The sequence below is a fragment of the Shinella sp. M27 genome (assembly GCF_049199905.1).
GTDB lineage: Bacteria > Pseudomonadota > Alphaproteobacteria > Rhizobiales > Rhizobiaceae > Shinella.
The window spans coordinates 164915-179265 of sequence record NZ_JBLZPK010000032.1 but is presented as its reverse complement, the minus strand read 5'-3'; the positions used below and the strand labels follow the sequence as shown (position 1 = coordinate 179265).

Sequence of the window (14351 nt, the reverse complement as noted above, 5' to 3'; positions counted from 1 at the left end):
GCCGCCGACGGCACCGCAACGACGACGACCGCGACCAACGGCACCCTGCCGGGCGGCGCGGCCACGGGCACGACGACCGAGACGCGCGACGCCGCGATCGCTAAGTCCGCCCGCGTCGAGATCGACACGCCCTCGCTCGCCGGCTCGATCAGCCTGACCGGCGCCCGCTTCGACGACCTGAAGCTCAAGGAATTCCACGAGACCGTCGACAAGACGAGCCCGATCATCACGCTTCTGAGCCCGGCCGAGACCGAACACGGCTATTTCGCCGAAGTCGGTTATGTCGGCAGCGACGCGACGGGCACCGTTCCCGGCCCGCAGACCGTCTGGACGCAGGACGGCACCGGCAAGCTGACGCAGACGACCCCCGTGAAGCTCACCTTCACCAATGACAAGGGCGTCGTCTTCACCCGCACCATCTCGGTCGACGAACATTACATGTTCACCATCGACGACAGCATCGAGAACCGCACGCAAGCCGCTATCGCGCTGTCGCCCTACGGCCGCACGACGCGCTTCTTCAAGCCCTCGACGCCTTCCGTCTACGTGCTGCACGAAGGCTTCATCGGCGTGCTCGGCGATCTCGGCCTGCACGAGGTGAAGTACAAGACGACCGAGGACGACACGACGGTCGCGCCCGGTAAGGCGACCGGCGGCTGGCTCGGCATCACCGACAAGTACTGGGCGACCGCGCTCGTGCCCCCGCAGGCCACGCCCTACGAGACGCGCTTTTCCTACTTCACGGATGGTCGCCCGCGCTACCAGGCGGACTACCGCCAGGACGACATCACCATCGCGCCCGGCCAGAAGACCGACGTCAAGAACCTGTTCTTCGGCGGCGCCAAGGAAGTACCCGTCATCGACGGCTACAAGACGTCCCTTTCGATCCCGCATTTCGACCTGATGATCGACTGGGGCTGGTTCTGGTTCTTCACCAAGCCGATGTTCCAGCTGATGGACTTCTTCTTCCGCTATTTCGGCAATTTCGGCATCGCGATCCTGATCACCACGATCGTCGTGAAGGGCCTGTTCTTCCCGCTCGCCAGCAAGCAGTACGCTTCCATGGCGAACATGAAGAAGATGCAGCCGAAGATGGAAGAGCTGAAGGCCAAGCACGGCGACGACCGCATGGCGCTGCAGCAGGCCACGATGCAGCTCTACAAGGAAGAGAAGATCAATCCGCTGGCCGGCTGCTGGCCGATCCTTCTGCAGATCCCGGTGTTCTTCGCGCTCTACAAGGTGATCTACGTCACCATCGAAATGCGCCATGCCCCGTTCTTCGGCTGGATCCACGACCTCTCCGCGCCCGATCCGACGTCGCTGTTCAACCTCTTCGGCCTTCTGCCCTACGACGTCCCGCACTTCCTGATGATCGGCGTGTGGCCGCTCATCATGGGTGTCACGATGTTCCTGCAGATGCGCATGAACCCGACGCCGCCGGATCCGACCCAGGCGATGATCTTCACCTGGATGCCGCTGATCTTCACCTTCATGCTGGCGACCTTCCCGGCCGGCCTCGTGATCTATTGGGCCTGGAACAACACGCTCTCGATCATCCAGCAGGCGATCATCATGAAGCGTCACGGCGTGAAGATCGAGCTCTTCGACAACATCAAGGGATTGTTCGGCAAAAAAGCCAAACCATCGTCCTGACGGTTTCAGGATTGAGACACAGACCCCGGCCCAGTGCCGGGGTTTTGTTTTTGGGCCTAGGCATCCTCCTCAACCTGCCCGCCAGCCCGCTTGCGACATCGCCTCGTCGCTGGCATGGAAGCGGTGCGGGCGCATCCCTGTCATGATCGCGACAATCCCTTTTCTGCGAGCGCCCCATGTCCTCCGCCCCCACCCTTCCGGTCACCCCCACGCTCCCGGAAAGCCGTGGACAGGGTTTCGGCGCAGCCCTGGTGCTGGGTGCAGCCGTTGCTTGGAGCTTCGGCGGCACGCTGGCGCGCTTCCTGCACATCGAGGATGGCTGGACGGTCGTCTTCTGGCGCTCGCTTTTCGCGGCGCTGTTCCTCCTCGTTTTCATGCTGGTGCGCGACGGGCCGCGCGGCACCGTCCAGCTCTTCAGGGGCATGGGGCTTGCCGGCATTGCCGTCGGCATCTGTTTTGCCACCGCCTCCACCTCATTCATCCTGGCACTCGCCTATACGACCGTCGCCAATGTCATGCTGATCCAGGCCGGCGTTCCCTTGATCGCGGCGCTGATGGCCTGGATGCTCTTCCGCGAAAAGGTCGCGACGCATACCTGGATCGCCATTGCGGCCGTGATCGGCGGCGTCGCGATCATGGTCTCGGAATCGCTCGGCGGCGGCACCTCGATGATCGGTGACGCGCTTGCCCTCCTCATCGCCTTCGCCTTTGCCAGCGCGACGATCATCACCCGCCGCTTCGCCCATGTGCGCATGACGCCCGCCGTCTTCCTCGGCACAGTCATCGCCGGCGCGACGGCGGCGAGCCAGGCCTCCGGTTTTGCCGTCACGGCAAGCGAACTCGGCATTCTCGTCGTCTTCGGCGCGCTGAATTTCGGCCTCGGCCTCGCCCTCTTCGTCACCGGCGCCCGCCTGATCCCCTCCGCGCTCGCCGCCCTGCTCGGCACCGCCGAGACGGTGCTGGGGCCGCTCTGGGTGGCGCTCATTCATGGCGAAATCCCGAGCACCTATACGGTCATCGGCGGCCTCATCGTGCTGACGGCGCTCATCTGCTATCTCGGTGTCGAGCTGTGGCGGCAGCGCCGCGCTTGACTTTCGTGGCCAAAACCCGGAAGCCGGGGGCCGGATAACAAAGGCAAAGCAATGACCGAGACGACCATACCGGGCGACAAGCCGCTGTTCGGCAGGCCGTGGATCTTCATCCGCGGCGTGCCCGCCATGAAATTCCTGCCGCCCGAGGGACCGCCGGAGATCGCCTTTGCCGGCCGCTCGAATGTCGGCAAGTCGTCGCTGATCAATGCGCTGGTCGGCCACAAGGGGTTGGCCCGCACCTCCAACACGCCCGGCCGCACCCAGGAACTCAACTATTTCGTGCCCGACGGCTATTCGGGCGCCGAGGACGATATGCCGCCGATGGCGCTCGTCGACATGCCGGGCTACGGCTATGCCCAGGCGCCGAAAGAGCACGTCGATGCCTGGACCAAGCTGGTCTTCGACTACCTGCGCGGCCGCTCGACGCTGAAGCGCGTCTATGTGCTGATCGACAGCCGCCACGGCATCAAGAAGAACGATGAGGAGGTGCTGACCCTGCTCGACAAGGCTGCGGTCTCCTATCAGGTCGTGTTGACAAAGACTGACAAGATCAAGGACGCTGGCGTGCCGCGCCTGATCGAGGAAACCCGGCTGAAGATCGTCAAGCGCCCGGCCGCCTTCCCCGAAGTCCTCTTGACATCCTCGGAAAAGGGCCGCGGTCTCGACGAGCTGCGCAGTGCCATCCTGACGGCCATCGAGCGCTAAAAAGGCCGCCGGAAAACCGGCGGTGTTTCCCTGCATTAAAAGAGGCCGCCGGAAAACCGGCGGCCAGGGCTGGCGAAAGACTGGTATCCCGCGTGGGTTCATGAACGACGCGGAACCTTGAGGCTCAGGCCTTCGGCAGCAGAACCTTGTCGATGACGTGAATGACGCCGTTCGACTGCTTGACGTCGGCGATCGTGACGGTCGCCACGCCACCCGTCTCGTCGGTCAGCGTGATCTTGTCACCATCCATCTTGGCCGTCAGCGTGCAGCCGCCGACAGTCTTGACCGGGTGTGCACCGCCATCGTCCTTGATCATCTTGCCGATCGCGTCCGACATCGCATCGGCCGCCACGACATGGCACGTCAGAACCTTGGTGAGCTGGTCCTTGTTTTCAGGCTTCAGTAGCGTATCGACCGTGCCGGCCGGCAGCGCCTCGAAGGCCTCGTTCGTCGGCGCGAAGACCGTGAAGGGGCCCTTGCCGGAGAGCGTTTCGACCAGGCCGGCGGCCTTCACGGCGGCGACCAGCGTCGTGTGATCCTTCGAATTGACGGCATTTTCGACGATGTTCTTCTCGGCGAACATCGGCGCACCGCCAACCATCGGGTTCTCAGCGTGGGCGGCAAAGGCGCCGAGCGTGAAGACCGTGGCGAGGGCGGCGGCGCGAAGCGTGAAACGGGTCATGGGATTGTCCTTCTTTTGGCCCGCGACATGCGGGGCCTCCCGGTTGCGATGCCCATTGGGCGATCATTGCGAGCAACGGGACCTTTCGAAAAAGAGTTTCAGGCTGGACGATCTTTTTTATAGAAACCTGATTTCAAAACAAAAAAGCCGCGCAAAGCGCGGCTTGTACAGAGACAATCCGTGGGATCATTCAAACCGGGCGGCACCCGAGGCGATGACGGGGCCGGTGGCGCTGCCTGTCGGCGATCCACCGAAAGGCTCGACGCTGACGGCCAGCACCGCGCCCTGAACCAGGCGCGAGCGCATGACGGCGGGAACGGCCATCTCTCCCTCGCCCGTCTGCGGCAGCACGCCAAGCGAGACCGGCGACTTGCCCTCCTCGACGAGCCACAGTTCGAGCGATTTTTCCTTCTCCTTGCCGGCGGCGACGGGCGTGATCCGCAGTGCGCCATTGGCCTCGTCGTAACGGGCAACGAGATTGATCGCCGCGTTCTCGCCCGCAAGATCCGCCACCAGCCGGCCGCCGCTCATCGGTCGCGGCGCCATCAATGTGCTCATGGAAAGCGCCAGCCCGATGGATGTCACCAGCGAGGCAAGCGCGAGCGAGCGCCACAGCGCCAGCGAATTCCAGAACCCGCCTGCCACCTTGCCGGAAAAGGCCGCATCCGGCGGCGCGGCGCCCAGGATGCGCTGCTCTATGGCGGAATAGGCACGCGGCGGCGGTTGCAGCGCCTCGTAATCGTCGTTGAAGGTCGAGAGATTTTCCTCCCAGCGGTTCACCATGGCGGCGAACTGGCGATCCTGGGCAAGCCGCGCCTCCACCTTGCGGCGGTCTTCGGCCGAAAGCACCCCGAGCACATATTCGCCGGCTATCACTTCGTCGCGGCGGGGGTCTCTCATCTCTTTGTCGGACGCCGTCATCGGCTCATGCACTCTCTCAGTTTCAGCAGGCTTCGGCGAAGCCAGGTTCGCATCGTGTTCAGCGGCACGCCGTGGATTTCGGCGAGCTCCTCGTAGCTCAGGCCCTCTATATAGGCACGCCGGACGGCGGATGCCCGTTCCGCCTCAAGTTCATCCATGCAGTTGTCGATCCGCCGGCCCTCCGACCGCAACACGGCATCCTCTTCCGGGTTGGCGAGCGGATCGGCGATATCATAGGCCGCATCGATGTCCGTTGCCACTGGTCTTCGCGCCCGGATACGATCGATCGACTGGTTGCGGGCAATGGCTGCGAGCCAGGCCATCGGGCTCGTCTCGCTTTCGACATAGCGGTCGGCACGCTGCCAGATCTTGACGTAAACATCCTGCAAGGCCTCTTCAGCTTCACCTCTGTCCTTCAAAATACGGACGCAGATGCCGAAAAGTTTCGACGCACTTTTTTCATAGAGCGCGGAGAAGGCCTTACGGTCCTTCAGCGACACACGGCCGATGAGGTAGGAAATGTCATTTCCGGTCACGCATGGCTCCCGTTCGTCAGCGAAGTCTTTTTCTGGCCCTACGCAGCAATGTGGACGGCGGATCATTCCATCGTCACAAAACATGCGTTAAACAGGCGCCGTCCAATTCCACGAGGCCGCCATGTCCCTATCCGAAAGCGAAACCCAAGCCCGCCTTCTCGCCCAGGCCCTGCCCTATATGCAGCGCTACGAGAACAAGACCATTGTGGTGAAATATGGCGGCCACGCAATGGGCAATCCTGAACTCGGCAAGGCTTTCGCCAGCGACATCGCGCTTCTCAAGCAATCGGGCGTCAACCCGATCGTCGTGCATGGCGGCGGCCCGCAGATCGGCGCGATGCTGACCAAGATGGGCATCGAATCGAAATTCGAAGGGGGGCTCCGCGTCACCGACCAGAAGACGGTCGAGATCGTCGAGATGGTGCTGGCCGGTTCGATCAACAAGGAAATCGTCGCCCTCATCAACCAGACAGGCGAATGGGCGATCGGCCTGTGCGGCAAGGACGGCAACATGGTCTTCGCCGAAAAGGCGAAGAAGACCGTCGTCGATCCCGACAGCAATATCGAGCGCATCCTCGATCTCGGCTTCGTCGGCGAGGTTGTCGAAGTCGACCGCACGCTGATCGACCTGCTCGCGAAGTCCGAGATGATCCCGGTCATCGCCCCGGTTGCGCCCGGCCGCGACGGCCACACCTATAACATCAACGCCGACACCTTCGCCGGCGCCATTGCCGGTGCGCTGAACGCCACGCGTTTGCTGTTCCTGACAGACGTGCCCGGCGTGCTCGACAAGAGCGGTCAGCTCATCAAGGAGCTTTCCGTCGCCCAGGCGCGCAAACTCATGAAGGACGGCACGATTTCCGGCGGTATGATCCCGAAGGTCGAGACCTGCATCGACGCCATCAAGGCCGGCGTGCAGGGCGTCGTCATCCTGAACGGCAAGACCGCCCACGCCGTCCTGCTCGAAATCTTCACCGAGCATGGCGCCGGCACGCTGATCGTGCCCTGATACGATCTGCCGGCGGCCCCGCGCCGCCGGTATCCTACCAGAAGAGCAGGCCGAGGATGCCGCAGACGATCAGCAGGCATCCCACCACTTCCGTGCGGTTCACCCGCTCGTGGAACAGGAAGTAGGAGGCCATGAAGGTGAAGACGAGCTCGATCTGGCCGAGCGCACGCACATAGGCGACTTGCTGCAGGCTCATTGCCGTAAACCAGCAGGCCGAGCCCAGCACCCCGGCAACGCCCACCAGCGCCGAGGAGCGCCAACTTCTCAGCACCTGCACGATTTCGTTTTTATCCTTCCACAGCATCCAGGCCAGCATGAAGGCCGTCTGGAAGGTGGTGACGCAGGCGAGCGTCACCGCCGCGTTCATGATCGGGCCGGGACCGTTCAGCGACAGGGACGCGCTGCGATAGGCGACCGCCGAGACGCCGAAGACCGCGCCCGAGGCGATGCCGATCAGCGCGGTGCGGCTGGTCAGCGCCGCGAAAGTGTTGCGCCAGGAGAGCGGCGCGCGGGCAATCGAGATCAGCATTACCCCGATCACGCCGACGACGATAGCGACGATGGCGCCCGGCGTGATGCGCTCGCCGAGCAGCACGAAGCCGAAGATTGCCGCCTGCACCGGCTCGGTCTTGGAATAGGCCGTGCCAACCGCGAAATTCCGCAGCGAAAACAGATAGACCAGCAGCATGGTGGCAAAGATCTGCGCCAGCCCGCCGATCACCGCCCAGAAGGCAAAGCGCACGTTCAGATCAGGGAAGGCAAGCCCGACGCCCCAATGCAGCACCACGGCATAGAGGATCGCCAGCGGAAAGCCGTAGCCGAACCGCACGAAACTCGCGCCGCGCGTACCGAGCTTGCCCTGAAGGTGCTTTTGCAGGGCCGAACGCAGGTTCTGCAAAAAGGCGGCGGCGATGGTGATGGGGATCCAGAGTTCCATGCCCTGCCGCTAGCATGCGGGTTGCCGCAAATCCATCATCTGCAAAGTCCGTCCGCGAAAATTCCGTTTTCCTCGACGGTCCCCCGTGCCATAAGACGCCCTATGAGCGATCTTCCGAACAAAGCCGATTTTTCCACCGTGCGTGACTGGGTCTTCGACCTCGACAACACGCTGTACCCGCATCACATCGATCTCTTCGCCCAGATCGACCAGAACATGACGGCCTATGTTTCGGCCCTGCTGGGTCTGACGCGCGAAGACGCGCGTGCCCTTCAGAAGCAATATTATTACGATCACGGCACCACGCTGAACGGGCTGATGATCCACCACAAGATCGATCCGGCCGACTTCCTGGAAAAGGCGCACGCCATCAATTACGACGTGCTGTCGCCCGATCTTTCGCTCGGCGAGGCGATCCAAGCGCTGCCGGGCCGCAAGTTCATCTTCACCAACGGCAGCGTGAAACACGCGGAGATGGCGGCCAAGGCGCTCGGCATCTTCCATCATTTCGACGACGTCTTCGATATCGTGGCGGCCGAATATGTGCCGAAGCCGGCGGGTGCCACCTATGACAAGTTCATGGCGCTGCACCGCGTGGATACGCCGCATGCCGTGATGTTCGAGGATCTGCCGCGCAACCTCGTCGTGCCCAAGGCGCTCGGCATGAAGACCGTGCTGCTCGTGCCGCAGGACGATAACCACGAATTCGTCGATGCGTGGGAAAAACGCAGCGAGGACGACCAGCATATCGACTATGCGACGTCGAACCTCACGGCCTTCCTCAACGCGCTTCTCTAATTAAGCCCGACATATTCCGGACATGGAAAAAACCCTTTTCGGCCAAAGGGTTGAATTACCAATTTGTAACTGGCCTCAGCCGGCGTTCCCTCTATCCTGTCTCGCAAGGGACTGATGATGAAAGGAACGACCATGGCTAAAAAGGAACTTCTTCTCGGCGCCGTCGCCGCCGGCCTTCTTCTCTCGGGTGCCGCGGCACCGGCTTTCGCCGCCAAGGGCGAGGGCAAACATCACCAGCGCCATGCCGCGATGATCGAACGCCTCGACACGAACAAGGACGGCAAGGTCTCCAGCGACGAGTTCAAGGCCAATGCCACCGCCGCCTTCAAGACCTTCGATGCCGACGGCAATGGCCAGGTGACGAAGGACGAGATCAAGGCGCGCCACGCGGCCTTTAAGGCGGCCCGCAAGGCCGTTCACGATGCCGCGGATACAGACAAGGACAAGGCCCGCCAGGCGCTTCACGCTGCCGGCCCCTTCATGCTGCCGGGCGCTGGAAAAATGTTCGACAGGGCCGATACGGACAAGAACGGCTCGCTTTCGCAAGCCGAAGTGCTCGCCGCGGCGGACACGATCTTCGCGCGCCGTGACGGCAACAAGGACGGCGCTCTGGATACGGCGGATGCCGGCTCGATGAAGGGCAAGGGGCATCACGGTAAGGGCCACCACGGAAAGGGTGGCGAGGAGCGCGCCGAGCGCATGCTGAAGCGCCTCGATACGGATGGCGACGGCAAGGTCTCGCAGACCGAGATGCTGGCCCAGGCCACGAAAACCTTCGAACGCTTCGATGCCGACAAGAACGGCGAAGTCTCCAAGGCGGAGGTGGATGCCAGGCGGGAGGCGTTCCGCGATGCCCGCAAGGCTTTTCGCGAGGTGAAGTCGAGCGACGATGAAGCCCGCAAGGCAGCCCGTGAAGCCCTTGGCGAAGCCCGTATGGACCGCATGGGCGCTCGCATGTTCGAGCGCGCCGATGCCGACAAGAACGGCACGCTGACCAAGGCCGAGATGGAAACCGCCGTCGCCGCGCTATTCAAGCAGCGCGACCGTAACGGCGACGGCTTCCTGACGCAGGACGAAATCGGCAAGCATCACAAGCGGTAAACCCTCCCCGACAGCACGTCCGACTGCAACGCCCCGGCCTCAAAACCGGGGCGTCTTTTTGCGCCGACATCGCAAACGAAAAAGGCCGGCGTTTCCGCCGGCCTTTCAGCTCGTCTATGCCGCTCGGCTCAGAACTCTTCCCAGTTGTCCTGGGCAAGTGCGGTGTTGCCGGAGACCTGCGGGATGGCGCGGGCGGTCGTGCGCGGTGCCTGGTAGCTGCTGCGCGGCGGCTGGACGTCGCGGCGGGTGGCCTGCTGGACCGGCTGGGCGGTGGCCATGGCGGCCGCACCGGCGCGGAAGCGGGCGACCAGCGACTTCAGCGTCTGCGCTTCGTCGTTCAGCGCCATCGAGGCGGCGGTGGTTTCCTCCACCATCGCGGCGTTCTGCTGCGTCACCTGGTCCATCTGGTTGACGGCCGAGTTGATCTCCTTGAGGCCGACCGCCTGTTCTGAGGCGGACTGCGAGATCTGACGGATCAGGCCATTGATCTGGATGACCTGGTCAGCGATGTTTTCCAGCGCCTCGCCGGCCTTGCCGACGAGATCGACACCCTCACGCACCTGCACTTCCGAGGTGTTGATCAGCGCCTTGATCTCCTTTGCGGCCTTGGCCGAACGCTGGGCGAGTTCACGCACTTCCTGCGCGACGACCGCAAAGCCCTTGCCGGCTTCACCAGCACGTGCGGCTTCGACACCGGCATTGAGCGCCAAGAGGTTGGTCTGGAAGGCGATCTCGTCGATCACGCCGATGATGTTGGAGATTTCGCCCGAGGAATGCTCGATGCCATGCATGGCGGCGATCGCCTTCTGCACGACTTCGCCGGACTTGCTGGCGTCGCTGCTGGCCGTTTCCACGGATTTCGCGGCAACGCGGGCATTGTCGGCGCTCGAATTGACCTGCGAGGTCAGCTCGTCGAGGGCGGCGGCGGTCTCTTCCAGGCTTGCGGCCTGCTGTTCGGTGCGGTGCGACAGGTCGGCCGCGCCCTTGGAGATCTCGCCGGTGCCGCCGCCGATATTGCCGACCGAGGCGTTGACCGTCTGGATCGTCTCTTCGAGGCTGGCGATGGCCGAGTTGAAGTCGGTCTTGAGCTTGCCGTATTCGCCGGGGAAATCGCCCGTCAGACGGAAGGTCAGGTTGCCGGAGGAGAGCTGCGAGAGGCCGTCGCCGAGGCGGGCGACGATATCGCGCTGGAGAGCGCTCGACTCTGCGCGCTCGGCTTCCGAGCGGCCGCGTTCGGCTTCCGTCAGCTGGCGCTGGCTGTTGGCTTCGGCTTCCAGGCGCTTGGTGTCGGCGAGCTGGTGGCGGAAACCTTCCAGCGCCTTGGCGACGGCGCCCGTCTCATCCGAACGGTCCTGGCCGGCGATCGGTTGGGTATAGACGCCCTGGCCGAGCGTTGCGACGTCGGCAACGAGACCGGCGAGCGGCTTCTGCACGAAGGTGCGCACGGCGAAATAGAGGCCGGCGAGCACCGCGCCGAGCACGATCAGGCCGCCGAGGATCATCATGTAGGTCTGGTCCTGCACCGGCGCGTTGATCGCGGCACGCGGCACATCGACGATGACGGCCCAGGTCGTGTTGATGTCGGGCAGCGCGAACGGATAGACGACTCGGTCGAAGGAGGCGAGTTCATCGAAGGTAAGGTTCGGAATATGGCCGACCTTGCCCGACGCGAGTGCCTCTTTGACAACCTCGACGCCGGTCGAGTCGTATTCCTTCATGAGAAGGTCGACGTTCGGGGCGACGATCCACTTGCCACCCTGGGAGACCAGCATGACGCGGCCTTCGCCGAAGGGCTTCAGCTGGCTGAGCTTTTCATAGAGTGTCTTCAGCGACACGTCGACGCCGGTGACGCCGATCATCTTGCCGTTGACATTGACCGGATAGGCGATGGAGGCCATCGTCAGGCCGTCGCCGGTGGAGGTTTCCTGGTAGGGCTGGCTCATCGCGCCCTTGCCGCTCTTTGCCGCGAGCCCATACCAATCTGCCTTGTAGTCGGATTCGAAAGTCGACAGCGTGATCGAGCCGTCCTTACGCTTCGTCCAGTAAGGGTTGAACGAACCGTCCTTGAACGTGCCGGTCTCCAGCTGTTCCGCCGTCTCGCGCGACTTTCCGTCGAAGGCGTTCGGCTCTTCGGCAAACCAGCTGCCGAGCGCGAAGCTGTTCTTCTCGGTATTCGCCTTGAGGATGGCGACGACGTCCTTGCGGTCCAGGAAGCCGGCCGCATGGCCCTGCTCGATGACACCGCCCATGGCGCGCGCGGCGCCCGCAAGCGCGCCGATATCGGCTGCGATGTCGGAGGCGATCGCCTTCGCTTCGGTATCGGCCTGCGTATAGACGAGGTCGGAAACGCGGCTCTGGGTCTGGTGAATAAGAACGGTGTTGGACGCAAGCAGTACCAGGGCGATCGTGCCGCCGGTGACCGCTATGAGCTTCGTCGCGAGCGACTTGGCCTTGAACTTGAACATGAAATCCTCACGATGATAGACGTCCGCGGCGGACGGCCGCGAAGAAGCACATTCGGCAGGGTGGTCTCCATCATGGAGGGCGGGGCGCAGGACCAGCGCCAGAGACGGTCCGCGGCCTTCAAGGCGCAGTGTCTGCGGACTTCAGTAACCGATAAAATATTAATAAATAACCAAGCGTCGATGCTACGAAACGGCTCAACCGATTGAATTCTCAGGCGCCGCAAGCAATACGACGCCTGGTTTTCCATTTGCGAATTTCGACTGACGTAACAGTTGTGTAGCGCGCCTAGATCTTCGCATCGACGGTTGCGGCAAAGGGAATGGACGGCTGGGCACCCGGCTTGAGGCAGGCAAGCGAGCCCGCAACGGAGGCGCGGCGCAGCGCATCCTTGAACGCGAGACCGGCATCGAGCGAGGCTGCGAGATAGCCGCAGAAGGTATCGCCCGCCCCCACCGTATCGACCGGCTCGATGGCAAGGCCCGCAGCGCGGAAGATTTCACCCTTGCGGATCGCGATGACACCATCGGCGCCGAGCGTCACGATGATCGTCTGGCTGCTTTCGGCATGCAGCGCCCGCAGGGTCGCCTCGCGCGCCTCGTCCGACAATTCACCCTTGCCGACATAGAGATCGAATTCCGTCTCGTTGGCGACGAGAATATCGGCCATGGCGCCAAGGCGGCGGGCGTCGGCGCCGAAGGGAGCGATGTTGACGATCGAGGTGACGCCCTTCTGCTTGGCGGCGACAAGGGCCGCCTCGATGGAGCCGTTGAGGATCTCGAATTGCAGCATGAGGTAGTCGCCGCGCGTCATCGCGCCGACGGTCCGCCGGGCATCCTCATCGGTGACGGTGGCGTTGGCACCCGGTACGACGACGATGACGTTTTCGCCGTCATCGTCGGCAACCAGGATATGGGCGGTGCCCGTGGCCTCGGCGGCATACCGCACGCCGTTGAGATCGACGGCGGCATCGGCGAGCAGCGCGAGCGCCTGGCTGCCGAGGCGGTCGTCGCCGACGGCGCCGGCCATGCGCACCATAGAGCCGGCGCGGCGGGCGGCGAGCGCCTGATTAGCGCCCTTGCCGCCGGCAGCGGTGGTGAAGCTGGTGCCCATGACGGTTTCGCCGGGCTTCGGCAGGCGTTCTGGCGTGGCGATGAGGTCCATGTTGATGGAGCCGAAGACGGTGATCATGAGAGCTGCCCCTGTTGTTTCCGCCGGACACTGCCTGAGGCGGTCAGTCCTCGTCAACTATCCTCAAGCGCAACTGGCCCGACCGGCTTTCAACTGTTGCCTCGGCCTGTGAAGAAGGTGCCGAAATCGTCTCGAATTCCAGCTCGCCGATGCGCGCGCCGCGGCGCGCAAGCTTTTCCGTCGATGTGAGAATCAGGTCGACATCCTTCTGCGCCGAGGTGAAATGGCCGTGCAGCTTGCGCACCCGGTCGTCGAGCCGCGTCAAATCGTCCATCAGCCTGACGACCTCGCCCTGGATGACATGGGCCTGCTCGCGCATGCGCTGGTCTTTCAGGAGCGCCTGGAGCACCTGCACGGAGAGCATCAAAAGCGATGGCGAGACGATGACGATGCGGGCGCGGTGCGCCTTCTGCACGACGGCCTCGAACGTCTCGTGGATGCTGGCGAAGATCGATTCCGAGGGCACGAAGAGGAAGGCTGTGTCCTGCGTCTCGCCGGCAATCAGGTATTTTTCCGAGATGTCCCGGATATGGGTCTCCATGTCACGGCGAAACTGCTGGGCGGCAACCTTGGCCGCCTCCGGCGAACGCCCGTCCGACATGGCGTTCCAGGCCTCCAGCGGAAACTTCGCATCGACGACGAGGGGCGGCTGGCCGTTCGGCATGCGAATAGTGCAGTCCGGGCGCACGCCGTTGGAAAGTTGCGCCTGGAACTGGTAGGCGCCCGACGGCAGCGCGTCGGCGATGATCGTCTCCATGCGCGACTGGCCGAAGGCGCCGCGCGTCTGTTTGTTGGAGAGAATGGCCTGCAGGCCCACGACGTCCTTCGCCAGCGACTGGATGTTGGTCTGGGCGGTGTCGATGACGGCAAGACGCTCCTGCAGGCGGCGCAGGTTCTCATGCGTCGAACGGGTCTGTTCGGAAATCGACTGGCCGAGCCGCTGGGTCAGTCCGTCGAGCCGCGTGTTGATCGCCTGGTTGGTCTCCGACTGCTTGGCGCCGAACACCTCGGCCATGGCGGCGACACGCCCCTGCATTTCCGTCTGCGCCTTCAGAAGCTCGGTGAACCGCAGTTCCGCGATCGCGGCCTCTTCGCGCTGGCGCGTCTGGCTGCGGCGTGCCGATATCAGGCCGAAGACGCCGAGAAACACAGCCGCAAGCAATACCAGCACCGGACCGGGACCACCGAGCCGCGCGAGCAGAGAGGAAATGAGGCTGTCGAAGGAAGGATCAATCATGCCGTGACCATACCATGGATTGACACG

General features: G+C 63.5%; 13 protein-coding genes. 6 read left to right on the top strand and 7 right to left on the bottom strand.

What is annotated here, in order from left to right; genetic code table 11:
• The 3 genes from yidC to yihA form a co-directional block, all read left to right on the top strand.
• On the top strand, positions 1-1653 hold a 1653-nt coding region (gene yidC / locus ACOZK4_RS13100; protein WP_421592245.1), incomplete at its 5' end, for a membrane protein insertase YidC.
• A gap of 176 nt (positions 1654-1829) precedes the next feature.
• Positions 1830-2744 (top strand): DMT family transporter, encoded by a 915-nt coding sequence (locus ACOZK4_RS13095; RefSeq protein ID WP_421592244.1) that lies wholly within the window; start codon positions 1830-1832, stop codon positions 2742-2744.
• Positions 2745-2795: 51 nt separating this feature from the next.
• On the top strand, positions 2796-3449 hold the full coding sequence (gene yihA / locus ACOZK4_RS13090; RefSeq protein ID WP_421592243.1) for a ribosome biogenesis GTP-binding protein YihA/YsxC: 654 nt from the start codon (positions 2796-2798) through the stop codon (positions 3447-3449).
• Between the two features lie 124 nt (positions 3450-3573).
• Here yihA and ACOZK4_RS13085 read toward each other — a convergent pair whose 3' ends face one another.
• The 3 genes from ACOZK4_RS13085 to ACOZK4_RS13075 all read right to left on the bottom strand — a co-directional run bounded on the left by ACOZK4_RS13085 (position 3574) and on the right by ACOZK4_RS13075 (position 5588).
• Positions 3574-4131: a fasciclin domain-containing protein gene (locus tag ACOZK4_RS13085; RefSeq protein ID WP_313526459.1), complete on the bottom strand. Its 558-nt coding sequence runs from the start codon at positions 4129-4131 to the stop codon at positions 3574-3576.
• A gap of 186 nt (positions 4132-4317) precedes the next feature.
• Positions 4318-5052 carry an anti-sigma factor gene (locus tag ACOZK4_RS13080; RefSeq protein WP_421592242.1) on the bottom strand — a complete coding sequence of 245 codons (735 nt, stop codon included), beginning with the start codon at positions 5050-5052 and terminating at the stop codon, positions 4318-4320.
• Positions 5049-5588, bottom strand: a complete 540-nt coding sequence (locus tag ACOZK4_RS13075; RefSeq protein ID WP_421592241.1) for a sigma-70 family RNA polymerase sigma factor — start codon at positions 5586-5588, stop codon at positions 5049-5051. Before ACOZK4_RS13075 ends, ACOZK4_RS13080 begins: the two co-directional genes overlap by 4 nt.
• A gap of 121 nt (positions 5589-5709) precedes the next feature.
• Between ACOZK4_RS13075 and argB the strand changes: the two genes are divergently transcribed.
• Complete coding sequence (gene argB / locus ACOZK4_RS13070) at positions 5710-6597, top strand: acetylglutamate kinase (protein WP_421592240.1); 888 nt, start codon at positions 5710-5712, stop codon at positions 6595-6597.
• Between the two features lie 34 nt (positions 6598-6631).
• Here argB and ACOZK4_RS13065 read toward each other — a convergent pair whose 3' ends face one another.
• The gene (locus ACOZK4_RS13065; RefSeq protein ID WP_421592239.1) at positions 6632-7534 is read right to left on the bottom strand and encodes an EamA family transporter; all 903 of its coding nucleotides are present in this window, start codon (positions 7532-7534) and stop codon (positions 6632-6634) included.
• 102 nt (positions 7535-7636) lie between these two features.
• Between ACOZK4_RS13065 and ACOZK4_RS13060 the strand changes: the two genes are divergently transcribed.
• Together ACOZK4_RS13060 and ACOZK4_RS13055 are read left to right on the top strand one after the other, a co-directional pair.
• Positions 7637-8332 (top strand): pyrimidine 5'-nucleotidase, encoded by a 696-nt coding sequence (locus ACOZK4_RS13060; protein WP_421592238.1) that lies wholly within the window; start codon positions 7637-7639, stop codon positions 8330-8332.
• Positions 8333-8464: 132 nt separating this feature from the next.
• Positions 8465-9433, top strand: coding sequence for an EF-hand domain-containing protein (locus ACOZK4_RS13055; protein ID WP_421592237.1), 969 nt, complete (start codon positions 8465-8467; stop codon positions 9431-9433).
• 128 nt (positions 9434-9561) lie between these two features.
• Here the strand turns inward: ACOZK4_RS13055 and ACOZK4_RS13050 are convergent, their stop codons facing one another.
• The 3 genes from ACOZK4_RS13050 to ACOZK4_RS13040 all read right to left on the bottom strand — a co-directional run bounded on the left by ACOZK4_RS13050 (position 9562) and on the right by ACOZK4_RS13040 (position 14324).
• Entirely contained in the window at positions 9562-11898 is a 2337-nt protein-coding gene (locus tag ACOZK4_RS13050; RefSeq protein ID WP_421592236.1) for a methyl-accepting chemotaxis protein, read from the bottom strand.
• Positions 11899-12184: 286 nt separating this feature from the next.
• Positions 12185-13087, bottom strand: a complete 903-nt coding sequence (locus ACOZK4_RS13045) for a ribokinase (RefSeq protein ID WP_421592235.1) — start codon at positions 13085-13087, stop codon at positions 12185-12187.
• A 43-nt stretch (positions 13088-13130) separates the two neighbouring features.
• The gene (locus ACOZK4_RS13040; RefSeq protein WP_421592234.1) at positions 13131-14324 is read right to left on the bottom strand and encodes a DNA recombination protein RmuC; all 1194 of its coding nucleotides are present in this window, start codon (positions 14322-14324) and stop codon (positions 13131-13133) included.
• Between the last annotated feature and the right edge of the window lie 27 nt (positions 14325-14351).